The following is a 22,773-nucleotide window of genomic DNA, read 5'->3' as shown; positions in this document are numbered from 1 at the left end:
GCTTCATGGGAATCCGCGTTTCTCGCCATTCCGGCGCCACGCATCCGCCGTCAGCCTGCCGCAAGTGGTCTAGCAGGCAAACAGGTCATTGAAAAGTACGAACCCCATGAATCCCATGACAAAGAGGAACCCCACCCGATAAAATACTTCCTGGGCGGCAACCGAAACCGGACTGCCCTTGATCGCCTCCACCGCATAGAACACCAGATGCCCGCCATCGAGCGGCGGCAACGGAAACAGATTGAGAATCCCGATGCCGATGGACAGCATGGCCGTCAATTGTATAAGCCAGTCGAACCCCTGACTGGCGGCCTTGCCCGCCATATTGGCAATTTTCACCGGCCCGCCCAACTGACATTTGTCTTCACGCCCTACGGCAAAACGCTTGAAGAATTCCCCCGTGCGGCTGATGATATGGCCGGTTTCAACGACGGCCTGCCAGACCGACTCGAGCGGTCCATATTCGATACGCCGAAAATTGCCGATCTCCTGCGTCGTTTCCACGCCGATCACGCCCATCCGGATCGTATTACCCAGCGGGTCGGTTCTTTCGACCAATGCCGGAACGGCTTCCAGATCGACCAGTTTACCGTCGCGTTCAACCGTGAAATGCAAGGAATCGCCGGAGCGCCCTGAAACAATACGCTGAACATCGCCAAATGTGACGATCTTCTCGCCCTCTACACTGACGAAGCGGTCACCGGGTTCGAACCCGGCTTCAGCAGCCGGGCTGTTCGGCTGCACGGCAGCAACCAGCGGATCTGCAACCTGCCGCCCATAAAGAGCAAAAAATACACTGAAAATCGCAATCGTCAGAATGACATTAAAAGCAGGGCCGGCAAAAACCGTAGCCGCCCGCTTCCAGACCGCCTGCGTATGAAACGCCCTGTCGCGTTCTTTTTCGTCAAGTTTTGTATTATCGACGCCGACCGGAGAACTCGTCGCGCTCTCGTCACCGATGAACTTTACATATCCGCCCAGCGGTATGGCCGAAAGCTTCCAGCGCGTCCCGTGCCGGTCGGTAAAGCCGAGCAGTTCTGGACCAAACCCGACTGAAAAGGTGCTTGCGCCGATGCCGCACCATCTGCCTACCAGATAATGCCCCATTTCATGAACGAAAACGACGATCAGCAGCACAAAAAGAAACGGAATGATGGTTCCGACAAGCAGGCTTTCGCTACCGAAAAAATAGGCCAATGCGTCCTGCAAATTACCACTCCTACAAGTTCAGCAGCACTCAAAAACTAAAAAAGAAAGCGGACGGCACGTCTGGCTCCGCCATGAGCGCGCCAAAGAGATATAAAGCCGCAGCCGCAGCGACAAGCCCGTCAACACGATCGAGAACGCCGCCGTGCCCCGGCAGCAACCGTCCGGAGTCCTTTGCTCCAAACTGGCGCTTTACCCATGATTCCGCAAGATCGCCGATCTGTGAAATAATCGACAGGCACAGCGCCAGCAAAGGAACACGCCAATTGCCTGCCGGAACGGCGAATGACGCAACCAGTATGCCGCCCGCGATTGCCGCAGCCGCGCCGCCGATTGCCCCCGACCAGGTCTTGTTGGGTGAAAAGCGCGGCGCCAGTTTCGGCCCGCCAAGAGCGCGTCCGTTAAAATAGGCTGCGATGTCGGTGGCCCAGACGATTGCGAAAAGAAAGATAATCGCCGTAAAGCCAAAGGGCTCATCCCCGCGCAACAGGGAAAGGGAGACGGTCGCGAATCCGGCGTAAAACAGACCCGCCGCCGCCCAGCCGCGCGCGGTTTTCCATTGCGTCGCCAATAAGATGAGACACCCGGCGACAAGCACCCCGATCGTCAGCAATGCGCTATAGTCAAGCACAAGAAGAATGGCGGTGACAATCAGCCAGCCCCACCCGAAAATGCGGGAAAATACCGTCTGCCTGGTCGCAGTCAATCCGATCCACTCGTAGAACATCGCCAATCCGATGGCGACGGAAAACAGGCTGAATCCCAACCCGCCGACCCAGGTCAGCCACAAGGCTGCTGCGCCCAGAATTACGGCAGTCAGAATACGGGTTTGCAGATTGGACATTCAGACCTTTCAAGTGAGCAGACTGACTGCATCAGGCGATTTCTACTCATGCACGACTAAAGCATGTCGCCCGAAAGTGGGAACCGGTTTCGGGATATCGCGACACGCTTTAGACAGCCGCCCCTTTGACCGGAGGACGAGAAACAATCATCTCATATTCTTTTGGCTGTTCCTGCACTTCAACACCGCCATATCTGCGCTCCCTCTGGCGAAACGCCTCATAAGCTGCATCCAGATCGGCGGCGGCAAAGTCGGGCCAATGGCAGGGTACGAACAACAGCTCTGAATAGGCCGCTTGCCATAGGAGAAAATTGGAAAGCCGCATCTCGCCGCTGGTGCGGATGATCAGATCGGGATCGGGTATTTGCGCCGTATCGAGATTGGCCGAAATCAGCTCAGCAGAGATCGACGACGGATCGAGCAGCCCTGCTGCAATATCACGCCCGATGCTCTGCACCGCACGGACGATTTCGTCCCGCGCCCCGTAGTTGAATGCAATGACCAGATTAAGGCCGCTGTTACGATAGGTCAGCGATTCCGCCTCATTCAGCAGGCTGCATATATCCGCCGGCAGCCCTTCCCGCTCGCCAATAACCCGCACTCGGACATTGTTGCGATGAAGTTCTGCGAGATCGCGCCGGATGAAAAGCTTGAGCAGCCCCATCAGATCGCCGACTTCGCCGCTGGGGCGCGACCAGTTCTCCGAAGAAAATGCAAAGAGAGTAAGGAAGTCCAGACCCCGCTCGCCCGCCGCCCTGACGACATTGCGCAACGCTTCGACGCCGGCCCGATGGCCGGCGCTGCGCGGCAATCCGCGTGCCTTCGCCCAACGGCCATTGCCATCCATGATAATGGCGATGTGGCGCGGATCGGACATGGCGGAATTCTCCCTCATAGAAATCACGCAGGGCTCTAGACCTGCATGATCTCCCCTTCCTTGACCGTGACGATCTTGTCCATTTCAGCGATGGTGTCATCGGTCAGTTTCTGAACCTTTTCCGACAGAACACGGCTCTCATCCTGACTGATCTCGCTGTCTTTCTCCAGTTTTTTCAACTGATCCATGCCGTCGCGACGCACATGACGGGCGGCGATACGGCCCTGTTCGGCATATTGGTGCGCGATTTTGACCAGTTCCTTGCGGCGCTGTTCATTGAGTTCAGGCAACGGAATACGCAGCGTCGTGCCGTCGGTGATCGGATTAAGGCCCAGGCCGGAATCACGAATCGCACGTTCGACCGCGCCAACCATGCTCTTGTCCCACACCGAAACAGACAGCATGCGCGATTCAGGAACACTGATATTGGCAACCTGATTGATCGGCATGGACGAACCATAGGCTTCGATCGTGATCGGTTCCAGCAGGCTCGCAGAAGCGCGCCCCGTACGCAGGCCGCCCAGATCGTGTTTAAGCGCATTGATTGCGCCTTCCATACGTCGCTTCAGGTCGTTGATGTCAAAAGCATCGCTCATACATGTTCTCCTTCAGTGCGCGACAAGGCCAGCGAAAGTTTCACGTTCAATGATCTGAAACAATCGTGCTGCGGCCCCCGCCTTTCAGAATATCGGCCAAGCCGCCGTTTTCATGGATAGAATAAACTATTATCGGAATGTGGTTCTCGCGTGCAAGAGCGACAGCCGCTGTATCCATGACAGCAAGCCCGCGATCAAGCACTTCCTTGTGCGTAAGCCGGTCAAAGCGGGTCGCCTTGGGGTCTTTTTTCGGATCGGCGGAATAGATGCCGTCAACCTGCGTGCCCTTGAAAAGCGCATCAGCACCAATTTCAGCCGCGCGCAACGCGGCAGCGGAATCTGTGGTGAAGAATGGATTTCCCGTCCCGCCTGCAAAAATCACGACCTTGCCCTCATCCATATAAGCGGTCGCCTTGCGCTGGGAAAAGCTTTCGCAGATTTCCGGCATGGCAATCGCCGAAAGGACCACCGCATCGACGCCGACCCGGTGCAGCGACGTGCGAAGCGCCAGCGAATTGATCACGGTTGCAAGCATGCCCATATGATCGCCGGTGACCCGGTCGCCACCCTTGGATGCGACGGCCACGCCCCGAAAAATATTGCCGCCGCCAATGACAACGCCAACCTCCACGCCAAGCGCGCGCGCCTGGCTGATGTCGCTTGCGATACGATCCGCCACCGAAACGTCGATGCCGAAGCCCTGACCGCCCATCAGCGCCTCGCCGGAGGCTTTCAACAGGATACGCTTATAGGCGGGTTTGACGGACATGGAGTGTTCTCCGCAGAAGATGGTCATTGATAGTGTTCGGTTGCGATACACGAAGGGCACCGCGTTGTCACGCGGTGCCCTTCGTAATCAAAAGCCTTTTATGGCAAATGCGATCAGTTCTTGACCGCAGCAGCGACTTCAGCCGCAAAATCGGTTTCTTCCTTCTCGATGCCTTCGCCAAGAGCGATGCGCACAAAGCCCGTAATCTTGGCCGGAGCGCCAATGGACTTTTCAGCGTCCTTGAGTGCTGCCTCAACGGTCAGGTCGGGATTGACAACGAAAGCCTGCGACAGAAGAACGACTTCCTCGTAGAACTTGCGCATACGGCCTTCGACCATCTTTTCGATGATATTGTCAGGCTTGCCCGATTCACGCGCCTGCTCGATGAAGATCGCCTTTTCACGCTCGACCGCAGCCGGATCGACATCGGCATTGGTGAGTGCGAGAGGATTGACAGCGGCAACATGCATGGCGACCTGACGGCCGAATGCGTTGGCAGCTTCTGCATCGCCAGCGGTTTCAATGGCAACGAGAACACCAAGCTTGCCCAGGCCGTCAGCCACGCCATTATGAATATAGGTCGCAACCACGCCTTGCGAAACATCCAGAGCAGCCGAACGGCGGAAGCCGATATTTTCACCAATCGTCGCGACAGCGTCCTTGGCGGCCTGCGTTACCGACTTGCCGTCGACATCCGCTTCAGCAACGGCTTCGGAGGAGCCATCGGTCTTCAGCGCAGCCTGAGCGATCTTGCGGACCAGTTCCTGGAATGCCTCATTGCGAGCAACGAAGTCGGTTTCGGAGTTAACTTCGACAACGACAGCCTTGTTACCGGCAGAAGCGACGCCGATCAGACCTTCGGCAGCCGTGCGGCCAGCCTTCTTGTCCGCCTTGGCAATGCCCTTTGCGCGCAGCCAGTCGACAGCGGCTTCAATATCGCCATTGGTTTCAGCAAGGGCAGCCTTGCAATCCATCATGCCTGCGCCGGTGAGGTCGCGGAGTTCTTTAACCTGTGATGCGGTGATGCTCATAATGTCGCCTTTCACGAAAGCGAAGGCACACCAGAAGGTGTGCCAACTTTTGACCGGCGCCATATGCGCCGGAATGAAACGAAACTATCCACCCGCCATGACGGGTGGATGAAATTCTCCAGCGCTGATTATGCGCCTTCAGCCGGAGCTTCGAGAGCCGGCTCGACAGGAGCTTCAGCCTGCGCACCAATATCGATGCCCATTGCGCCCTGCTGACGGGCAATGCCGTCGATTGCAGCCCGTGCGATGAGATCGCAATAAAGGGAGATCGCACGGGCAGCATCGTCATTGCCCGGAATCGGGTAGTCGATCTGGTCCGGATCGCAGTTGGAGTCGATGATTGCAACAACCGGAATGCCAAGACGCTTGGCTTCCTGAATGGCAATCGCCTCCTTGTTGGTATCGATGATGAACATCAGGTCCGGAACCGAACCCATGTCCTTGATACCGCCCAGAGCGCGATCGAGTTTTTCACGTTCGCGTTCGAGGTTCAGACGCTCCTTCTTGGTGAAGCCCTGTGCTTCGCCAGCCAGAAGTTCGTCGAGCTTGCGCAGACGCTGGATCGAATTCGAGATCGTCTTCCAGTTGGTCATCATGCCGCCAAGCCAGCGGGCATTGACGTAGTACTGGGCCGAACGGCTGGCGGCATCGGCGATGATGTCCGAAGCCTGACGCTTGGTGCCGACGAACAGAACGCGACCGCCACGGGCTACCGTGTCGGAAACGACCTTGAGCGCGTTGTGCAGCAGCGGAACGGTCTGCGACAGATCCATGATGTGGATATTGTTGCGGGCTCCGTAGATGAAGGGAGCCATCTTCGGGTTCCAGCGGTGCGTCTGGTGGCCGAAGTGAACGCCAGCTTCCAGAAGCTGACGCATGCTGAATTCAGGCAATGCCATCTGTATTTTCCTTTTCCGGTTTGACCTCCACGGGCTGAGGCAATTGCTCGCCACCGGAGGCTGAGGCCGGATTTCTCCCGGCAAAAGCCCAATCCCGTGTGTGGAATAGCCGCGCTGTTAACTTATCGCGCCCCAAATTGCAAGCCTTGCGGCTATCAAAGCTCGAAAGACAGGCGGCAGCAATTTATTTACACGCGGCATTATCGCCTTTTGCATCGAAAACGTCGAGCTTGACCAGCTTTCCATGCATGGAAAAATCACCGTAATCCATTGTCAGATCCCGGGTAATGCCGTTTCTGTAGAGCTTGAAATTGATACGATAGATCGGCAGGCCGTCCTGCTTTTCCTTGTCGTCGAAATAAGCGATCGTCACCGGCCAGCTATGTTCGTCGGTGAACGGGCCCATCACCTTGGCCTCATCTCCCTTGAGCTCCTGCTCCTTGCCCACGACGATTGTCGTGGACACGACCCGGTCGGCATCCTCGGAAGCATCGAACAATTCGGTTTGGTAGAATTTTTCGCCCGCTTCCGCCTTGCCGATCAGTTCTTCCATGTGAGTGGTGGGAAACTGCGTCAGCGGCAAGGCAAGCCTGCTTTCCTTGGGTTTCTTCAAGGCAACGACAGTCTTGTCTTCATTCAGCGTAGCGTCGCCGCGCACCTCCTTGATCAGTTCCTGATCGACGAAGGTCTTGTTGACAAAGCGAAAGTCCTTGCCGTCCCCACTCTCGAATGTCGTGGTCTGCTGATCTGTCAGCCGCTGCGGCTGCTCATCCATATCGATACGCGTGACAAAGCGAAAATTGGTCGTATAACCCTCACAGGCCGAGCCATTGAACTCATAGACCATGCGGCCCGTCAGCCCGCTGATACCCGATTTTTCATCGGCGCTGTCGAGCGTCAGATCATAAACCGCGCGATGTGGCACAAGCGTCACCGAAGCGGCAATAGCGGAACCGGCCATTCCGCTCCAGACACCAATCGCTGCTCCGCCTGTCACAAGCGCCACTCTCAAAAATCGCATATAGGAATCTCCCGGTCTGTTACGCGTCATGATAAAAAAACTCGTGGCGGAAGCGAGGCAAAAAACGCACCATCCCACAAAACTTTACCGATTCTTCCAGTAAAGCTCAGATAAATTCATTTCCAACCAGGGAGACACTCAAATGACCGACACAATCGACAGCCGCCTTGCCGATCTTGGCATCACCTTGCCGGAAGCTGCCGCCCCCGCCGCAAATTATGTTCCCTTCGCGCAAAGCGGCAACCTGCTTCTGACTTCCGGCCAGCTTCCGCTTGAAAATGGCAAGCTGGTCCTCACCGGCCAGTTGGGAAGCGGGCTGACGGTTGCGCAGGGCCAGACGGCGGCTCGTGCCTGTGCAATCAACGTTCTCGCACAGGCGAAGGCTGCTCTTGGCGACCTCAATCGCATCAAACGCGTGGTGAAGATTACCGTATTTGTTTCCTCCACCGCCGATTTCACCGAGCAGCATCTTGTTGCCAATGGGGCATCTGATCTGCTCGTCAACGTTCTCGGCGACGCCGGAAAGCATGCGCGTTCGGCTGTGGGCGTTGCGAGCCTCCCCCTGAATGCGCCGGTTGAAGTCGAAGCGATCATCGAGGTTGCCTGACATGTCAGCGCTTGACTGGCTTACAAAACAACCAATCGCCCATCGCGGGCTGCATGATCTCAATCAGCAACGCTGGGAGAACACTCTCCCGGCCTTCGACGCTGCCGCCAAGGCTGGCTTTGCCATCGAATGCGATGTGCACCTGACCAGTGACGGCGGAGTTGTCGTTTTTCACGACGATGATTTACAGCGCCTTGCAGGGCGCGAAGGCAGGATCAGCGAGTTGACCCTCGCACAGGCCACCGCCTTGCATATCGGCGGCACCACGGATCGCGCCCCGACGCTTCGCGAAATGCTTGATCTGGTCGATGGCCGGGTTCCGCTGGTCGTGGAACTCAAAGGGATCGAAGGCCGCGATGAGGGACTGGTTGCAGCCGTCGCCGCGCAATTGCGCTCCTATAAGGGCAAGGCGGCGATCATGTCTTTCGATCATCACCTGATCCGTCGCTTCAGTACGGATGCGGCTGGAATTCCAGCCGGACTGACCGCGGAAGGAACACGGATAGAAAACTTCGAGGCGCATTTCTCCATGCTGGCGCACGGAATTTCCTTCGTGTCCTATAATGTCCATCATCTGCCCAATCCTTTCATCCGTTTCGTGCGCGAAAAACTGCACATGCCGACCATCAGCTGGACAGTGCGCGATGCGGAAACACAAAGGCATAGCGATCTGAATGTGGACCAGATCACCTTTGAAGGGTTCGATCCGCGGGCGCTTGTCGCTTGACGCGATATTGCCCGCGCCGCAAACTTGCCCGCACATTTCCGGCAACTTAAAAAAGCGGCAGAGGAACAGCGGTGAGCGACGAGAACAGGCAGATGGAACAGGGCTTCGTTCTTCGCGTCGTCGAAAGTATCGACGATTTTACGCAGGATGAATGGAACACACTTGCCGGGGCCTCCCGGCAGGACAGGGATTATAATCCCTTTATTTCCAAAGCCTTTCTGTCGGCTCTTGAACAGTCCGGCACCGTATCGCGCCAGACGGGCTGGCTACCGCGTCACCTGCGCCTTGAAGACGAGAACGGCGGTCTGGTCGGAGCAGTGCCTAATTATCTTAAAGGTCACAGCCAGGGCGAATATGTTTTCGACCATGGCTGGGCCGACGCCTTCGAACGCGCCGGCGGGCATTATTATCCCAAATTTCAGGCAGCAGTGCCGTTTACCCCTGCCACCGGCCCCCGGCTTCTCTGTAATCCGCAATATAATCGCGACGCTGTGCAACTGGCTCTCGCCACCGGTTTGCGTCAGTTGACAGACCGGGCCGGTGTGTCTTCGGCCCATGTGACTTTCGCGCCTTTCAGCGAAATAAATGCCTTGATACAGGCTGGATTCCTGCATCGAACTGACCAGCAATTTCATTTTATAAACAATGGCTTTTCTGATTATAATGAGTTTCTAAATGAGCTTACATCGCGAAAGCGCAAAGCCCTCAAGAAAGAGCGTCGCGATGCCATTTCAGAAGGAATAGAAATCGACTGGCTTACCGGCAGCGACCTCACGGAAAACGTCTGGGACGACTTTTTCAGCTTCTATGTCGACACCGGCAGCCGGAAATGGGGGCGCCCCTATCTTAACCGGACCTTTTTCTCGCTGATCGGTGAAACCATGACCGACGATATTCTGCTGGTCATGGCGCGGCGCAACGGGCGTTATATTGCGGGTGCGATCAATTTCATCGGCAGCGATACGCTGTATGGCCGCCATTGGGGATGCATCGAGCATCACCCGTTCCTGCATTTCGAGGTCTGTTATCATCAGGCCATCGATTTTGCCATTGAGCGCAAACTGCGCGTCGTGGAAGCAGGCGCGCAAGGGGAACATAAGCTGGCGCGCGGCTATGAGCCGGTTACGACCCATTCAGCGCACTACATCGCCCATGAAGGACTGCGCAATGCCGTTCGCGATTACCTTGAGCATGAACGCCATGAAGTCGACCTGCTTCATGAGGCGCTCAAAGAACATTCCCCTTACAGGCTTGGCTGATCTTGCATGGCGTCGATGAATGCCGTCAGACTGAATCATTCAATTATTGGAGAGAATCGCATGTCTGCCACCTATGATAATGACAACATTTTCGCCAGAATTCTGCGCGGTGAAATCCCTTCAACCCGCGTTTACGAAACGGATCATGTGGTCGCCTTCATGGATGTCATGCCGCAAGGCACCGGACATACACTGGTCGTTCCCAAGGCACCGTCGTGTAATCTGCTCGATGCGGAACCCGAAGTTCTCGCGCAAGCCATTCAGGCCGTGCAAAAAATCGCCAATGCGGTGAAAAAGGCCTTCAATGCCGATGGCGTGACCGTCATGCAGTTCAATGAACCGGCATCGGGGCAGACCGTTTACCATCTGCATTTTCACGTCATCCCGCGCTTTGAAGGAATCCCGCTCAAGCCGCATAGCGGACAAATGGAAGACCCTGCTGTTCTTTCAGCAAATGCTGAAAAAATCATTGCATCTCTTTGATAGAATTGACTTATATTAGAGCGAATTCCGAAAAGTGTGAAGCGGTTTTCGGAAAAAGATGCGCGTTTAAAAAAGGTTAGAGTGCCGATCTGATTCAATCAGACCGAAACGCGCTCTAAAAGAAGCCCGGACACCAGCAGGGCTTCTGCCACCACGATTCCCACCAGCATGCGCTTGCCGGCGATAAGATAGGCGATAAATCCGATGGCTGCGGCGCCTGACCGCAGCCATATCGGCGAATTGGCAAGTTCCCCATTCGGATAGAAAATAAGCTGGGCAATCACCCCCGCCACGAGCGCCGTCGCCACACAGCGCACCAGCACGAGAGCCTCGGACTCTTCCCGGATGCGCCCACCGATCACAATGCCCAGAAAACGAAACAGATAGGTAGGCAGCGCCCCCGCCAGCAGGATGAAAACATATGGCCACCACCAGTCTGGAAAACTGCTCCAGGTCATTTTTCTCTCTTCCAAACGGTGCCGGAACGATGAACTGCAAAGGCGATAAGCCCGCCCGATATGCCCGTTAGCAGCAGATCATAACCCGGGGCAAGATAATGAAATGCGGGCAGCAGCGCGATGCCTGAAAGCATGGCGACCTGCCCTGCCCGTTCACGCGCCGAGCGCCAGAGCGATGTCAGGAAATACATCGGCGTCAGCATGAAAAGCGCGGCAAACACGATCGGGGAAAACGATGCCGACAGCATATATACCGCGACCACGACCAGCGTATTTGTACCCACAAGCACAGTGCCGATACCGGCAAAATAGCTGGTTCGCATATTGCGCGGCACATTGCGCAATTCTTCCATGGCCATCACCCAGGCAGTAACGGCGACAAAATGGCAAAGGAACGCCAGCGTCAGCATACGCGTACGCGGACCTTTGAGTTCCGGCAGAAGGGCGACGACCATCGGCATCAGCCGCACCGACGAAAGCCCAACCGCCAGCGCGATGGCAGGCAGCGACGCTCCGGCACTGACCGCTCCGATCAGTACGACTTTGGCTGGCAAGGCCCACATGGTCAGCGTCATGAAAACGGTCTGGCCCATCGACATGCCGCTCTGGATTGCCAGCCCGGCAAAGCCGACAAAGGAACTCATCAGCAAAACGGCGGGAATGCTGGCAATACGTCTGGTGCCGCGCAGAAACCACCGCAAATGACGGCTATCGTCCGGAGAAGAATAAACGGGCTGGGGCGAACGACTCAGTGGCATGACGCCACGATAAAGCACGCCGCGCAAAAGTGGAGATGTGTTTTGTTTTCAAACTCGCCTGCATGCAGGCTGCCCACCCGTCATGCAGGCTGAATGAAAAGGCCCTGTCCAATGACAGGGCCTTTGCAATAGTCATTTCTTGCGCGGCACTTTCGGCACCGATGATTTTGGTGCGGAAGTCCGGCTTGAAGGTTTTGCCGCTGGCTCATCCTTGCCGGCCAGAACCTTTTCCTTTTGCGCCTTGGCTGGCGCTGAACGCCTGCGTTGCGGAAGCTTCTTTTCCGGCGGAATATCCTTTTTCGGCTTTACCGGCTTGTCGGCAACGCTTTCCAGATAAAGATCGGTTTTACCATCGGCTTTTGTCGTGACGTCCACCCGCACCGTGCCGCCATGCTTGAGCTTGCCAAACAGCACTTCATCCGCCAGAGGCTTCTTGATATGCTCTTGAATGACGCGAGCCAGCGGACGCGCACCCATGCGCTCGTCATAGCCCTTGTCCGCAAGCCATGCGGTAGCTGCATCGGTAAGCTCGAAAGTCACGCCGCGTTCGGCAAGCTGGGCTTCGAGCTGAAGCACGAATTTCTGCACGACCTGATGAATGACCGGCACCGGCAGCGGGCCAAATGGCACAATGGCATCGAGACGGTTGCGGAATTCCGGCGTAAACAGCCGGTTGATCGCTTCCATATCGTCGCCTTCACGCCGCGTCGAGCCGAAGCCGATAGCGGCTTTCGCCATATCCGCCGCGCCCGCATTCGTGGTCATGATCAGGATCACATTGCGGAAATCGATCTTCTTGCCATTGTGGTCAGTCAGCGAGCCGTGATCCATCACCTGCAACAAGATGTTGAACAGATCCGGATGCGCCTTTTCGATCTCGTCAAGCAGCAACACGCAATGCGGATGCTGGTCGACCCCGTCCGTCAGAAGACCGCCCTGATCGAAGCCGACATAGCCGGGGGGCGCGCCGATCAACCGCGAAACGGTGTGACGCTCCATATATTCCGACATGTCAAAGCGCAGAAGCTCGACACCGAGCGACGCAGCAAGCTGCTTGGCCACTTCCGTCTTGCCAACGCCCGTAGGACCGGAAAACAGATAGGAGCCAATCGGCTTGTCGGGTTCACGCAGCCCCGCACGCGCCAGCTTGATTGATGCGGTCAACGCTTCGATCGCCAGATCCTGGCCGTAGACCACCCGCTTGAGTTCGGAATCGAGATTAGAAAGGACGACTTCGTCATCCTTGGAAACCGATTTCGGCGGAATCCGCGCCATGGTCGCAATGGTCGCCTCGATCTCCTTGACGCCGATTGTCTTCTTGCGCCTGCTTTCAGGCAGAAGCATCTGGCTTGCGCCCGTCTCGTCGATCACATCGATCGCCTTGTCGGGCAACTTGCGGTCGGTAATGTAACGCGAGGAAAGCTCCACCGCGGACTTGATGGCGTCAGCCGTGTATTTGACCTTGTGGAACTCCTCGAAATAGGGCTTGAGACCCTTCATGATCTCAATCGTATCCGGGATCGACGGCTCGTTGACGTCGATCTTCTGGAAACGACGCACCAACGCCCGGTCCTTTTCGAAGAACTGGCGATATTCCTTATAGGTCGTCGAACCGATGCAGCGGATCGCGCCGGACGACAATGCGGGCTTGAGCAGGTTGGATGCGTCCATCGCGCCGCCCGAAGTCGCGCCAGCCCCGATCACCGTATGAATCTCATCGATGAAGAGGACCGCACCGGGATATTCTTCAAGCTCCTTGACGACCTGCTTCAGCCGCTCTTCGAAATCGCCGCGATAGCGCGTACCCGCAAGCAGCGTGCCCATGTCGAGCGAGAAGATGGTCGCATCCGCCAATGCCTGCGGCACCTGCCCTTCGACAATACGCTTGGCCAGACCTTCGGCAATCGCGGTCTTGCCAACGCCCGGATCACCCACGTAAAGCGGGTTGTTCTTGGAGCGGCGGCAAAGCACCTGAATGGTGCGGTTGATCTCGCTTTCACGACCGATCAGCGGATCGATGCGGCCGCCTTTGGCTTTCTCATTGAGATTGACGCAATAAGCCGTAAGAGCATCCTGCTTTTTCTTGGGCCCCTCTTCCGCCTCGGCGCCAGTGCGGTCCTCACTGGTGCTTTCAGCACCACGCGGTATGCGTGGTTCGTTATTTTGCGCGCGCTTGGAAATACCATGCGAGATATAATTGACCGCGTCATAGCGCGTCATCTGCTGCTCCTGGAGGAAATAAGCAGCATGACTTTCACGCTCCGCAAAAATGGCGACCAGCACATTGGCGCCGGTCACTTCCTCACGGTTCGAGGACTGGACATGAATGACTGCGCGCTGGATCACGCGCTGGAAAGCGGCTGTTGGCTTGGAATCCTCATCATAACCGGTGATGAGATTATCCAGTTCACGGTCGATATAATCCGTAACGATACGTTTGAGGTGTTCCAGATCCACGTTACAGGCGCGCATTACCGCGCCCGCATCCTGATCATCGATCAGGGCAAGCAATAAATGTTCGAGCGTCGCATATTCGTGATGCCGCTCGTTAGCGATTGTGAGGGCTTGATGCAAAGCCCTTTCAAGGCTGGGGGAGAACGATGGCATATCACCTCACTTTTTCTCCATTACGCATTGTAATGGATGCTGGTTTTGTCGAGCAAAATCCATGACCTGACTTACTTTGGTCTCAGCCACCTCATATGTAAAGACGCCGCATTCGCCCACACCATGATTATGGACGTGCAGCATGATGCGCGTGGCGTCCTCCAGGTTCTTCTGAAAAAACCGCTGCAGGACATGAATGACGAACTCCATCGGCGTGTAGTCGTCATTAAGGAGCAAGACCCGATATAGGCTGGGTTTCTTGGTTTTAGGTTGCGTCCGCGTGACCACGACAGTGCCGCTATCGGGACCGTTGCCGCCGTTGGTCTTGCTTTGCATGACTGTATCGAACTGCCTCATCAAACCCATTACCCGGATGCGCGTCTATCTGGCTTGCCCACTCCATTATGTAGGGAAGCATCACCCAATTTTAAGCCCTTCGGCAGCACTTGCAACCGGAGACCTCGCAATCATACCTGAATTATTGAGCCGTATTCTTAATTTCATCCAGCCGCTTCATACCAGCGGGCAAAGTTTTCGGATTTTATGAATAATGCGCTTACCATAAACGGATTGGTAACGCTGTTGGCAGTACGATCCCCGAATTCGTTCGCTGTGTGCCTTTCGAGCCGCAGCCAGAAAAAAATCGGGATACAGGCAGGTCATCATCGTGCGTATCGCATTCAATCAAATCGCCCGTGCCTTGAAAAAGGCGGCGCAAGCCACCCTTCTTCTTGCAGTTGTGACGGGGTGTTCCACCGCTTCGACAACCGTGCCGGCCATTGCTTCGAACGACAGATATGCTGCAATCGTAGTCGATGCGAATACGGGTAAGACCATGTTTGCATCCAATGCAGATGCCAGGCGCTACCCGGCCTCCCTGACCAAGATGATGACAGTCTACATGGTTTTCGAAGCCATGAAGGCGGGCCGCGTCAACAAGAACACCATGATTCCGGTATCATCCTACGCGGCTTCGCGCCCGCCCACGAAAATCGGCTTCCGCCCCGGACAGAAGATCAGCGTCGAGAATGCTATTCTCGCGATGATCACCAAATCGGCAAATGACGTTGCCGCCGCCACCGGCGAATATCTTGGCGGGTCGGAGGAACGTTTTGCCCAGATGATGACCGACAAGGCACGTCGTCTCGGCATGCGCAATACGACATTCCGCAATGCGTCCGGCCTTCCCAATTCCGCGCAATATACCACAGCGCGTGACATGGCCATTCTCAGCATGGCGCTCCGTCAGCACTTCCCGCAGGAGTTCTCGTATTTTTCCCGCCGCAGCTTCGTGTTTCGCGGCAAGACGATCAATGGTCACAACCGTCTTCTTGGACGGGTGCAGGGCGTTGACGGCATCAAGACCGGCTACACCAACGCATCCGGCTATAATCTGGCTTCCTCCGTCAATCTCGATGGCCGCCGCCTCGTCGCCGTGGTCATGGGAGGCAATACCGGTGCGAGCCGTGACGCACATATGAGGCAATTGATTCAAAAATATCTGCCCGCAGCCAAGCGCGGACGCGCCTCCGAGCCGCTCATTGCAATGCGTGCCGAAGTTCCGCAGGTCGTTGCATCCGTCGCTCTTCCCACCGCACGCAACGCGCCCGTACCGGTGGCACGTCAATTGGTGGCTGTCGAGGACGTCATCAACAATGAAAGCGGCGAAGGCGACGCCGATCAGCCGCAACTGCTGGCGCTCGCAGCCCCTGCTCCGCGTCCTGCCGCGCTGGCGGTTCAGGAAGCTGTTCGTCCGGCTCCAAAAGCTGCCATACCCGCAGCCCCCGCAAACGACATCGATCCTTTCACCACCGCTTCCGCCCCTGCAGCCGGCGGCTGGGCGATTCAGGTCGGCTCACTTCCCAGCCAGGAACAGGCTCACCAGATGTTGGCCAAGGTCTCCGCATCCGTCGATTCGCTGCGCTCAGTGTCGCCCTATACGGAAACCTTCGTCAAAGGCAGCTCCACCTTCTATCGCGCCCGCTTTGTCGGCTTCGGCTCCAAGCAGGCGGCATGGGATGCCTGTGCTTCGTTGAAGAAAAAGAAAATCGGCTGCTACGCAGTCGCAAACTGATCCCGCAGGGGAGAACCCATTCGGGACCGCTTAAACCCACAATTGTTATGCGTAGAGGGTTTTGAGATGTCGAATATGAATGAAACGCTCAGACAGCAATCGCCTCTTTTTTCGCCATGGGCGGCGCAACAGCCCGAGCGCCCTTCGGCGCTCAGCGCGCTGTTTTCAATCCAGTCGCTGAAACAGGCGGCATTACGAATTGCCGATATACGCCATGGCGGAAGTTTTCAGACCCGCGATCTGGTTGCCCTGCTGGTCAGCCACGCTGCGCGCAATAAGCGTTCGATGCAGCCGCGCACGGCGATGCGCATGACCTTGCCGGTCAGTCGCAACAGGGTTTCGGTGCGCCTGACCATAGAAAGCTGAAACTCAACCCGCCTTCCGGCGGGTTTCTCTTTTCTGCTCCTACGCAAAACCGCTCCGCATTATTGTAAGAGTACTCTAAAGAAGCCCCAGTTCCGCCAGTTCCTGTCGCAATGCAGGCGGCAATGCGGCCCGTCCAGCCTTCCCCGTTGCCTCGTCCAGAGGTGCTTCGTTTTCGGCCAGATAACGCCAGCCCTGAAAGGCACGGCGCGGTTGCCATTGTGTGGGAATGATCCGGGGTTCAAGCACCAGATGGCAGCGATTGATGCCCTGACTGTCGGTAAAGGGGCGCACATCCAGCAGCCGCTGACGGCATTGCACATTGCCCTTGATCACCCAGTAGAGCGATCCACCATCGAGAAGCTCATCCACACGCTTGGGCACCATGCGGGTGGTATGAAACTGTTCGGGCACCTGCCCGGCAGCGCGCTGCTCGGCCAGCCGGAAGTCGATCCACGCGGCGAGGTCTTCGATACTGTCGCAACCGACGCATAATTTGACGAGATGAAGTGTCATGGAACGGATTTAACCAAGCCCGCCGCATGCTTCAAGCCATATGCACAGCAATGCAAAAAAGCCGCGGTCAGCAAGCCACTACATTAACGGCAAGTCCGCCCTGACTGGTCTCCTTGTAGCGCTCGCTCATATCATGACCAGTCTGTCGCATCGTCTCGATGCAGGCATCAAGCGGCACAAAATGCTTTCCGTCGCCCTTTATGGCGAGAGACGCCGCAGTCACCGCCTTTACCGCGCCAAAGGCATTGCGCTCGATACAGGGCACCTGAACCAGCCCCGCTACCGGATCGCACGTCATGCCCAGATGGTGTTCAAGCGCAATTTCAGCCGCATTTTCGACCTGTTCGGCAGTTCCGCCCATAATTGCTGCAAGTCCCGCTGCCGCCATGGCGGAAGCAGACCCCACCTCGCCCTGACAACCGACCTCTGCTCCGGAAATTGATGCATTGTGCTTGATAATGCCGCCGATAGCCGCCGATGTGAGCAAAAAGTCGCGAATTCCCTTCTCGTCGGCATCGTCGTGAAAATGCAGATAATAACGCAGCACGGCAGGCACCACGCCTGCGGCGCCATTCGTCGGCGCCGTCACAACCCGACCGCCGGACGCATTTTCCTCGTTGACCGCCATCGCATAGACCGAAAGCCAATCATTGGCGAGCAACGGGTTGGCCCTGTTATTGCGCCAGTCTTCCTGCAATTTATCGTGAATCTGGCGCGCACGGCGGCGGATTTTCAGACCGCCCGGCATAATGCCATCCTGACTGAGCCCGCGTTCGATGCAGGAGCGCATTGCACCCCAGATGCGATCCAGACCATTATCCAGCTCGGCGCAGGAGATATGGCATTCCTCGTTGGCGCGCTTCATTTCGGCGATGGAAAGGCCGCTCGAATGAGCCATATCCAGCATTTCCGCAGCCGTGCTGAATGGATAAGGAACACGACTATCCGACTGTTCCTCGCGCTTGCCGCCGCTGCTCTGGATGCGGCTCAATTCTTCCCCCGTGACGACGAAGCCACCACCGATGGAAAAATAGACACGGCGCAGCAGCAGCCGTTCATCCCGGTCATAGGCTTCAAAAGCCATGCCGTTCGCATGACCCGGCAAAGGCGTCTTACGGTCGAGGATCAGGTCTGTCTTGGGATCGAAGTGATAAGCCGGATGCCCCTCCGGCTGCACTTGACGCGCGACAGAGACCTTTTCGACCTCCGCCTCCATGATGTCGGGATCAATCGTATCCGGCTTATAGCCGCAAAGGCCGAGAATAACGGCACGATCCGTCGCATGGCCGATACCCGTAAAGGCCAGAGAGCCATGCAGACTGGCCCTGAGGCGATAAACCCTGGCATTGGCAGGCTTTGGCCAATCACCGCCGATCAACTCATCAAGGAACATATGAGCAGCCGTCATCGGCCCCATCGTATGCGAACTCGAAGGACCGATGCCAATCTTGTAAAGATCGAATACCGACAGAAACATCCTACACCTTCTTCAGCCTGCCCGTCTGTTTGCAGAACTGCATGGCCGCTGCGCGTCCGATCATTGCTTCCGCAATAATCATGCGCTCTTATCCTTATAGATAGTGTAGGCAAGGAACAGCGCAAGCGGAATGCCGAAATGCGTCATTAAATTTCCGCTTTACGCAACATCTGCGATCGCTGAACGGCAAGCCGGTTCAGGCAATAAAAAGATACGCAATAAGAATGAGAACAGCGAGACCCATAACTGCCCGCAGCGTAACGCCCCAGCAGGACTTTTGAACGGTGTCGTCCATGGATTGTTTTTGAAAACCTTGTTGTGCAGATTCCGACCAAAGCGCACTTAATATCGCTCTGGCGACGATATAGGCCGGGCCGTATGAAAACGCAATCGAAGAAAACGGCCAAAGGAAGGCACAGTCAGCTGGCCCGCCTCCAGCCACAGAAAAAGATAGTTATAAATCAATTATTTAACTAAAATTATAATTAACAGATCCTTTGTAGAGGCGGCAAAATCATGGCATCAGGGTTGCGGCAGCAGCATATCTGTCTTGCCGGTCAGCCAGTAAGCCGTCAGCCCGACCCATTCGCGCATGGCCACACTGAATCGTGACAGCGCGTCATTTGGGGATTCAAGATAGATCGAAAAGCTTTCCCTGGCGGGTGTCTTAAAATCAACGGCCCAGGCGGTGACGTTGAAACCGGCCTTTCTGAAACAGCCGATGGAACGCGGCATATGATAGGCTGATGTTACGAGCAGCCACGTTTCCCCCTCCTTTGGCTCGGCAAGAGCTTTGGAAAAAGCGGCATTTTCCACGGTATTGCGGGATTTGTTCTCGAAAATGAACCGCTCTCCGGAAAATCCCAGATCGGCAAGCATGCTGCGCGTACTCTCTGCTTCGGGAAGCGCTTCTTCGAAAAATGCGCCATCTCCGCCCGAAATTATCACTTTGGCATCGGGATAAAGCCGGGCCAGCCGCATGGCTTCGAATATCCGGTCTGCCGCGCTGTTGAGTTCAAAACCCGGCCTTCCCGCATTGATGTCCCCATTCATATAACCGCCAAGGACCACAATGCCATCCACATGTGGCGGCGGAGCGTCCTGCTTTGGAAAACGATCTTCCAACGGCGCAAGAAGCAGGGAACCAAGTGTCGTATAGCTGCTGACAAACAGGATGGCCCCCATCGCGACCAGCGCCGAAAGAGCCAGCCGTCGATAGCCTCTCCATAACAGGACAAGCGCAATCAGCAGAAGCACGAGAAGGATCGTCAGGGGCTGAAAGAACAACCAGAAAATTTTGGACAGGCTGAAAAACAATGCAATCTCCGAAATGGCGCATCAGCCCGCTTTCTCGTTATGTCCGGGGCGATTCTGACGACAGGATACTATAGCCAGACTGGAACCTGTGTTAACAATCTGCCGGATTCGGCATTCGAGGTCGCAAGCAAGATGCAAAGCGCCGCTAGAGCGAAATTAATATCCCCTTCACGCCCCCGGCTCGGGCGCGTCGATATTGCGCGCGGCATCGCATTGCTCGCGATGGCGATCTATCACTTCGGATGGGATCTCGAATTCTTCGGCTATCTGGCGCCTGCCACAACGGCGCAAGGCGGGTGGAAGCTCTTTGCCCGCTGCATTGCTTCCAGCTTTCTGTTTCTTGTCGGTTTCAGCCTCGTCCTCGCTCATGGAAATGGCATACGCTGGCGCGCAATGGGCAAACGGCTTTTGCAGATTATTGTCGCCGCTGCGGCGATTTCTGCCGTTACTTGGTATATATCACCTGAAAGCTTCATTTTCTTCGGCATATTGCACCAGATTGCCCTGGCAAGTGTGCTTGGGCTTTTATTCCTTCGCCTGCCGCCCGTCATAACGCTGTTCGTTGCGGCACTGGTCATTATCGCACCGCTCTATGCGCGGGCGGATGTCTTCAATTCCCTATGGCTTGCATGGGTCGGGCTTTCGACGATCACCATACGCTCAAACGATTATGTACCGGTTTTTCCGTGGTTCGGCGCGGTGCTGACCGGCATTGCCTGCGCGCGCCTGTGCGAGCGCTTCAACTGCCTGCCGCTGCTTGCCACGGATGGGAAAACACGTTTTCCACAAAAGCCGATCACCTTTATCGGACGGCATAGCCTCGCTTTCTATCTGATCCACCAGCCTGTACTTCTGGCGCTGCTCTATGGTTTTTCGCAGATCATACCGCCTGCAACGCTCACCCCGCGGCAGGCATTCACCCAATCCTGCGTGGCAACCTGTATGGAAAACGGCAGTGAATCTTTATGCCGGCAATTCTGCGGCTGCGTCGTGAGCGAGCTCGACAAGGCAAAGCTCTTTGATGACGTCTTCAGCGGCAGGGCCGATCAGAGCAATAACAGCACTGTGCAGGATATAGCCGCAATGTGTTCGCCTGCGAACGAAAACTAGCTCCTGAGCCGGACAGTTTCAGGTATTGACGCCCAGTTCAGCGAGACGCTCGATACAGGCTTCATCCACCTGGTCAAGCTCACCAAGGATTTCATCAATATCGCGCCGCTTCTGGCGCAGACTTGCACGTTTTTCTTCCACCCGCTTCATGAGAAGTTTTAGCTGCCCCGTTTCACCGGGCGGCTCACGATACATCTGGATGACTTCATGAATCTCGGCGATTGAGAAGCCCAGCCGCTTGCCGCGCAAAATCTGCTTGAGAAGGTGACGGTCCGATGGGCGGAACAGGCGCGTGCGACCACGTCGCACCGGTGCGATTAATCCTTCATCCTCGTAAAAACGCAGTGTACGGGTGGATATGCCGAACTCCCGCGTCAGTTCCGTGATTGTGTAATATTCGCGCACCACAACTTCCGTCCTGTTCAATGCAGACAACTGTTGTGTCTGCCTGACTTACGTAAAAGTCAATATTAAAACGGTATTTCGCCTGATAAGCCCCGCGACGTTCGCTCGCTCGCCGGATGCGGACTTGCTATTGATGGCATGCTCATGCGTTATGATGCGAGACAAACGGCACTCGATAATGATTCATGCAGCGCTCGGTAAAATATACACTCATTGGTCTGGTTTTCATCACGCTTGCAGGAGCGGCTCCCTTTGCGGTCGAGCCGGTCGTCATGAAAATTGGCGAGAACTCGATCCGCCAATTGGCCCGGGACGGTAATTTCTGCACCACCCCCGACTGTGATGAGGGTATGAATTATGTCATCGGCTTTCTGGAAACCAATTACGAACTTTCTCCCGAAAACGTGAAATGGTGCATGGGCGTCGATGTCATTGCTCATTATGAATTGCCCTTTGGCAATACGATAAAAACGACACTCACCGACCATATGTACCGGCGCTGCGGCGATCCTGCGCGCGATGAGCCCGTACAAAATCAGACGACAGAATGAAAGCCTCTCTTTTATGACGCGATTTTTGCGCATCGCTGCCTGGCTGCTTCTTGTGACGATCCTTGTCGTTACAATAAGCCCGATCCAGTTGCGCCCCATGACCGGCGAGCCTGCGGATATAGAGCGGTTCGCGGCTTTTATGGTGGTCGGGGCGCTCTTTGCTCTGGCCTATCCGCGTCATTGGCTGGCGGTGCTCGTCCTCACAATCGGCTGTGCAGCCCTGTTCGAGCTTTTGCAGCGACTGGCTCCCGGACGTCATGGCGAGATTGCCGACTTTATAATCAAGGCCGCAGGCGCGTTCACCGGTGTACTTATCGGCCGCGTCCTGCATTCAATTCGTATACGTGTCTGACGCGTTCCGCAGACTGAATCTTTTCACTACGAAGGAACCAAAGGGCGCTACGCGCATTCTCCAATCATCAATTTGTACGGAGACATAACATGGCCGACAACAGCACTGCCAACGACATTCAGAAGGCTTTGGAGCAGCAGGTCGCAGAACTGCGTGGCGAACTAAAGCGACTCTCGCGTTCGCTGGCCTCCCGCTCCGATGATTTGAGAGACCGTGCGGATGACTTCATGGACGACGCTTCCGGGCGCTTTCGCCATGCAGCACAGACTGTGCGTGAGCGCGGACAGGCTGTTGCTGAAACAGTCAAGGAAAATCCCGGCACGGCAACCACCCTTTTCGGCACGGCAGGCGTTATCGGCATATTGATCGGCGTGGCCATTGGCTGCGCGATTTCTGATCGCCGCTGATCACCCCTGCACATTTGCCCGGAACCCCGTGACCGTAATGGTCGCGGGGTTATTGCCAT

The 22,773-nt window shown here is 56.1% G+C and carries 26 protein-coding genes; 10 read left to right on the top strand and 16 right to left on the bottom strand.

The genetic code is table 11. The annotated features are described in order from the left end of the window. Positions 1–69: 69 nt before the first annotated feature. From rseP to eipB, 8 genes are all read right to left on the bottom strand, one after another. A complete protein-coding gene (rseP, locus tag DKP76_RS08605; RefSeq protein ID WP_109706050.1) occupies positions 70–1,209 on the bottom strand; it encodes an RIP metalloprotease RseP in 1,140 nt (379 codons plus the stop codon). 28 nt (positions 1,210–1,237) lie between these two features. Next, entirely contained in the window at positions 1,238–2,050 is an 813-nt protein-coding gene (locus DKP76_RS08600) for a phosphatidate cytidylyltransferase (RefSeq protein ID WP_109706049.1), read from the bottom strand. A 109-nt stretch (positions 2,051–2,159) separates the two neighbouring features. Then, positions 2,160–2,927 carry an isoprenyl transferase gene (locus DKP76_RS08595; RefSeq protein ID WP_245410190.1) on the bottom strand — a complete coding sequence of 256 codons (768 nt, stop codon included), beginning with the start codon at positions 2,925–2,927 and terminating at the stop codon, positions 2,160–2,162. Positions 2,928–2,962: 35 nt separating this feature from the next. Next, the gene (gene frr / locus DKP76_RS08590) at positions 2,963–3,523 is read right to left on the bottom strand and encodes a ribosome recycling factor (protein WP_109706047.1); all 561 of its coding nucleotides are present in this window, start codon (positions 3,521–3,523) and stop codon (positions 2,963–2,965) included. Positions 3,524–3,569: 46 nt separating this feature from the next. Beyond that, entirely contained in the window at positions 3,570–4,292 is a 723-nt protein-coding gene (gene pyrH, locus DKP76_RS08585) for a UMP kinase (RefSeq protein ID WP_109706046.1), read from the bottom strand. A 113-nt stretch (positions 4,293–4,405) separates the two neighbouring features. Next, on the bottom strand, positions 4,406–5,323 hold the full coding sequence (gene tsf, locus DKP76_RS08580) for a translation elongation factor Ts (protein WP_109706505.1): 918 nt from the start codon (positions 5,321–5,323) through the stop codon (positions 4,406–4,408). A gap of 128 nt (positions 5,324–5,451) precedes the next feature. Continuing rightward, positions 5,452–6,222: a 30S ribosomal protein S2 gene (gene rpsB / locus DKP76_RS08575; protein ID WP_109706045.1), complete on the bottom strand. Its 771-nt coding sequence runs from the start codon at positions 6,220–6,222 to the stop codon at positions 5,452–5,454. Between the two features lie 184 nt (positions 6,223–6,406). Then, a complete protein-coding gene (gene eipB, locus DKP76_RS08570) occupies positions 6,407–7,243 on the bottom strand; it encodes a cell envelope integrity protein EipB (RefSeq protein WP_109706044.1) in 837 nt (278 codons plus the stop codon). 142 nt (positions 7,244–7,385) lie between these two features. Between eipB and DKP76_RS08565 the strand changes: the two genes are divergently transcribed. From DKP76_RS08565 to DKP76_RS08550, 4 genes are all read left to right on the top strand, one after another. Beyond that, positions 7,386–7,850, top strand: coding sequence for a RidA family protein (locus DKP76_RS08565; protein WP_109706043.1), 465 nt, complete (start codon positions 7,386–7,388; stop codon positions 7,848–7,850). A 1-nt stretch (position 7,851) separates the two neighbouring features. Next, on the top strand, positions 7,852–8,577 hold the full coding sequence (locus DKP76_RS08560) for a glycerophosphodiester phosphodiesterase (RefSeq protein ID WP_109706042.1): 726 nt from the start codon (positions 7,852–7,854) through the stop codon (positions 8,575–8,577). Between the two features lie 92 nt (positions 8,578–8,669). Continuing rightward, positions 8,670–9,836 carry a GNAT family N-acetyltransferase gene (locus DKP76_RS08555; protein ID WP_109706041.1) on the top strand — a complete coding sequence of 389 codons (1,167 nt, stop codon included), beginning with the start codon at positions 8,670–8,672 and terminating at the stop codon, positions 9,834–9,836. Between the two features lie 60 nt (positions 9,837–9,896). Then, on the top strand, positions 9,897–10,319 hold the full coding sequence (locus DKP76_RS08550) for an HIT family protein (RefSeq protein ID WP_109706040.1): 423 nt from the start codon (positions 9,897–9,899) through the stop codon (positions 10,317–10,319). Between the two features lie 98 nt (positions 10,320–10,417). On the opposite strand, the gene DKP76_RS08545 is transcribed toward DKP76_RS08550, so the two are convergent. The 4 genes from DKP76_RS08545 to clpS all read right to left on the bottom strand — a co-directional run bounded on the left by DKP76_RS08545 (position 10,418) and on the right by clpS (position 14,499). Beyond that, positions 10,418–10,777: an AzlD domain-containing protein gene (locus DKP76_RS08545; protein ID WP_109706039.1), complete on the bottom strand. Its 360-nt coding sequence runs from the start codon at positions 10,775–10,777 to the stop codon at positions 10,418–10,420. Next, on the bottom strand, positions 10,774–11,535 hold the full coding sequence (locus DKP76_RS08540) for an AzlC family ABC transporter permease (protein WP_109706504.1): 762 nt from the start codon (positions 11,533–11,535) through the stop codon (positions 10,774–10,776). The genes DKP76_RS08545 and DKP76_RS08540 overlap by 4 nt, the downstream gene beginning before the upstream one ends. 132 nt (positions 11,536–11,667) lie before the next feature. Further along, entirely contained in the window at positions 11,668–14,142 is a 2,475-nt protein-coding gene (gene clpA, locus DKP76_RS08535) for an ATP-dependent Clp protease ATP-binding subunit ClpA (protein WP_109706038.1), read from the bottom strand. A 6-nt stretch (positions 14,143–14,148) separates the two neighbouring features. Further along, the gene (gene clpS / locus DKP76_RS08530; RefSeq protein WP_109706503.1) at positions 14,149–14,499 is read right to left on the bottom strand and encodes an ATP-dependent Clp protease adapter ClpS; all 351 of its coding nucleotides are present in this window, start codon (positions 14,497–14,499) and stop codon (positions 14,149–14,151) included. 310 nt (positions 14,500–14,809) lie between these two features. Between clpS and DKP76_RS08525 the strand changes: the two genes are divergently transcribed. Together DKP76_RS08525 and DKP76_RS08520 are read left to right on the top strand one after the other, a co-directional pair. After that, the gene (locus tag DKP76_RS08525) at positions 14,810–16,216 is read left to right on the top strand and encodes a D-alanyl-D-alanine carboxypeptidase (RefSeq protein WP_109706037.1); all 1,407 of its coding nucleotides are present in this window, start codon (positions 14,810–14,812) and stop codon (positions 16,214–16,216) included. Between the two features lie 66 nt (positions 16,217–16,282). After that, entirely contained in the window at positions 16,283–16,582 is a 300-nt protein-coding gene (locus tag DKP76_RS08520) for a hypothetical protein (protein ID WP_109706036.1), read from the top strand. A 75-nt stretch (positions 16,583–16,657) separates the two neighbouring features. Here DKP76_RS08520 and DKP76_RS08515 read toward each other — a convergent pair whose 3' ends face one another. The 3 genes from DKP76_RS08515 to DKP76_RS08505 all read right to left on the bottom strand — a co-directional run bounded on the left by DKP76_RS08515 (position 16,658) and on the right by DKP76_RS08505 (position 19,889). Continuing rightward, entirely contained in the window at positions 16,658–17,095 is a 438-nt protein-coding gene (locus DKP76_RS08515; protein WP_109706035.1) for a DUF1489 family protein, read from the bottom strand. Positions 17,096–17,162: 67 nt separating this feature from the next. Continuing rightward, complete coding sequence (locus DKP76_RS08510) at positions 17,163–18,572, bottom strand: L-serine ammonia-lyase (protein WP_109706034.1); 1,410 nt, start codon at positions 18,570–18,572, stop codon at positions 17,163–17,165. A gap of 522 nt (positions 18,573–19,094) precedes the next feature. After that, on the bottom strand, positions 19,095–19,889 hold the full coding sequence (locus tag DKP76_RS08505; protein ID WP_109706033.1) for a YdcF family protein: 795 nt from the start codon (positions 19,887–19,889) through the stop codon (positions 19,095–19,097). A gap of 132 nt (positions 19,890–20,021) precedes the next feature. Here DKP76_RS08505 and DKP76_RS08500 point away from each other — a divergent pair, with 132 nt between their 5' ends. Next, the gene (locus DKP76_RS08500; protein WP_109706501.1) at positions 20,022–20,999 is read left to right on the top strand and encodes a heparan-alpha-glucosaminide N-acetyltransferase; all 978 of its coding nucleotides are present in this window, start codon (positions 20,022–20,024) and stop codon (positions 20,997–20,999) included. A gap of 18 nt (positions 21,000–21,017) precedes the next feature. Here DKP76_RS08500 and DKP76_RS08495 read toward each other — a convergent pair whose 3' ends face one another. Continuing rightward, entirely contained in the window at positions 21,018–21,404 is a 387-nt protein-coding gene (locus DKP76_RS08495) for a MerR family transcriptional regulator (RefSeq protein WP_109706032.1), read from the bottom strand. Positions 21,405–21,589: 185 nt separating this feature from the next. On the opposite strand from DKP76_RS08495, the gene DKP76_RS08490 reads away from it, so the two are divergent. The 3 genes from DKP76_RS08490 to DKP76_RS08480 all read left to right on the top strand — a co-directional run bounded on the left by DKP76_RS08490 (position 21,590) and on the right by DKP76_RS08480 (position 22,714). Beyond that, positions 21,590–21,955 carry a hypothetical protein gene (locus DKP76_RS08490; protein ID WP_109706031.1) on the top strand — a complete coding sequence of 122 codons (366 nt, stop codon included), beginning with the start codon at positions 21,590–21,592 and terminating at the stop codon, positions 21,953–21,955. A 13-nt stretch (positions 21,956–21,968) separates the two neighbouring features. Further along, positions 21,969–22,307, top strand: coding sequence for a VanZ family protein (locus DKP76_RS08485; RefSeq protein ID WP_245410189.1), 339 nt, complete (start codon positions 21,969–21,971; stop codon positions 22,305–22,307). An 89-nt stretch (positions 22,308–22,396) separates the two neighbouring features. Next, the gene (locus tag DKP76_RS08480; RefSeq protein ID WP_109706029.1) at positions 22,397–22,714 is read left to right on the top strand and encodes an ElaB/YgaM/YqjD family protein; all 318 of its coding nucleotides are present in this window, start codon (positions 22,397–22,399) and stop codon (positions 22,712–22,714) included. The last annotated feature ends 59 nt before the right edge of the window (positions 22,715–22,773 follow it).

Origin of the sequence: Falsochrobactrum shanghaiense, assembly GCF_003149535.1 — a bacterium.
Taxonomy (GTDB): Bacteria; Pseudomonadota; Alphaproteobacteria; order Rhizobiales; family Rhizobiaceae; genus Brucella; species Brucella shanghaiense.
The sequence above is the reverse complement of the archived record's forward strand: the minus strand, read 5'-3'. Positions and strand labels throughout refer to the sequence as shown.

What these genes read in the sequence shown, in the direction of transcription:
- DKP76_RS08600 (WP_109706049.1), bottom strand. Translation starts at nt 2,050, where the DNA reads ATGTCCAATCTGCAAACCCGTATTCTGACTGCCGTAATTCTGGGCGCA.
- DKP76_RS08500 (WP_109706501.1), top strand. Translation starts at nt 20,022, where the DNA reads ATGCAAAGCGCCGCTAGAGCGAAATTAATATCCCCTTCACGCCCCCGG.
- DKP76_RS08595 (WP_245410190.1), bottom strand. Translation starts at nt 2,927, where the DNA reads ATGTCCGATCCGCGCCACATCGCCATTATCATGGATGGCAATGGCCGT.
- DKP76_RS08510 (WP_109706034.1), bottom strand. Translation starts at nt 18,572, where the DNA reads ATGTTTCTGTCGGTATTCGATCTTTACAAGATTGGCATCGGTCCTTCG.
- tsf (WP_109706505.1), bottom strand. Translation starts at nt 5,323, where the DNA reads ATGAGCATCACCGCATCACAGGTTAAAGAACTCCGCGACCTCACCGGC.
- DKP76_RS08565 (WP_109706043.1), top strand. Translation starts at nt 7,386, where the DNA reads ATGACCGACACAATCGACAGCCGCCTTGCCGATCTTGGCATCACCTTG.
- DKP76_RS08480 (WP_109706029.1), top strand. Translation starts at nt 22,397, where the DNA reads ATGGCCGACAACAGCACTGCCAACGACATTCAGAAGGCTTTGGAGCAG.
- DKP76_RS08515 (WP_109706035.1), bottom strand. Translation starts at nt 17,095, where the DNA reads ATGACACTTCATCTCGTCAAATTATGCGTCGGTTGCGACAGTATCGAA.
- DKP76_RS08560 (WP_109706042.1), top strand. Translation starts at nt 7,852, where the DNA reads ATGTCAGCGCTTGACTGGCTTACAAAACAACCAATCGCCCATCGCGGG.
- clpS (WP_109706503.1), bottom strand. Translation starts at nt 14,499, where the DNA reads ATGAGGCAGTTCGATACAGTCATGCAAAGCAAGACCAACGGCGGCAAC.
- DKP76_RS08490 (WP_109706031.1), top strand. Translation starts at nt 21,590, where the DNA reads ATGCAGCGCTCGGTAAAATATACACTCATTGGTCTGGTTTTCATCACG.
- clpA (WP_109706038.1), bottom strand. Translation starts at nt 14,142, where the DNA reads ATGCCATCGTTCTCCCCCAGCCTTGAAAGGGCTTTGCATCAAGCCCTC.
- eipB (WP_109706044.1), bottom strand. Translation starts at nt 7,243, where the DNA reads ATGCGATTTTTGAGAGTGGCGCTTGTGACAGGCGGAGCAGCGATTGGT.
- DKP76_RS08555 (WP_109706041.1), top strand. Translation starts at nt 8,670, where the DNA reads ATGGAACAGGGCTTCGTTCTTCGCGTCGTCGAAAGTATCGACGATTTT.
- pyrH (WP_109706046.1), bottom strand. Translation starts at nt 4,292, where the DNA reads ATGTCCGTCAAACCCGCCTATAAGCGTATCCTGTTGAAAGCCTCCGGC.
- DKP76_RS08545 (WP_109706039.1), bottom strand. Translation starts at nt 10,777, where the DNA reads ATGACCTGGAGCAGTTTTCCAGACTGGTGGTGGCCATATGTTTTCATC.
- DKP76_RS08550 (WP_109706040.1), top strand. Translation starts at nt 9,897, where the DNA reads ATGTCTGCCACCTATGATAATGACAACATTTTCGCCAGAATTCTGCGC.
- DKP76_RS08485 (WP_245410189.1), top strand. Translation starts at nt 21,969, where the DNA reads ATGACGCGATTTTTGCGCATCGCTGCCTGGCTGCTTCTTGTGACGATC.
- DKP76_RS08540 (WP_109706504.1), bottom strand. Translation starts at nt 11,535, where the DNA reads ATGCCACTGAGTCGTTCGCCCCAGCCCGTTTATTCTTCTCCGGACGAT.
- DKP76_RS08520 (WP_109706036.1), top strand. Translation starts at nt 16,283, where the DNA reads ATGTCGAATATGAATGAAACGCTCAGACAGCAATCGCCTCTTTTTTCG.
- frr (WP_109706047.1), bottom strand. Translation starts at nt 3,523, where the DNA reads ATGAGCGATGCTTTTGACATCAACGACCTGAAGCGACGTATGGAAGGC.
- rpsB (WP_109706045.1), bottom strand. Translation starts at nt 6,222, where the DNA reads ATGGCATTGCCTGAATTCAGCATGCGTCAGCTTCTGGAAGCTGGCGTT.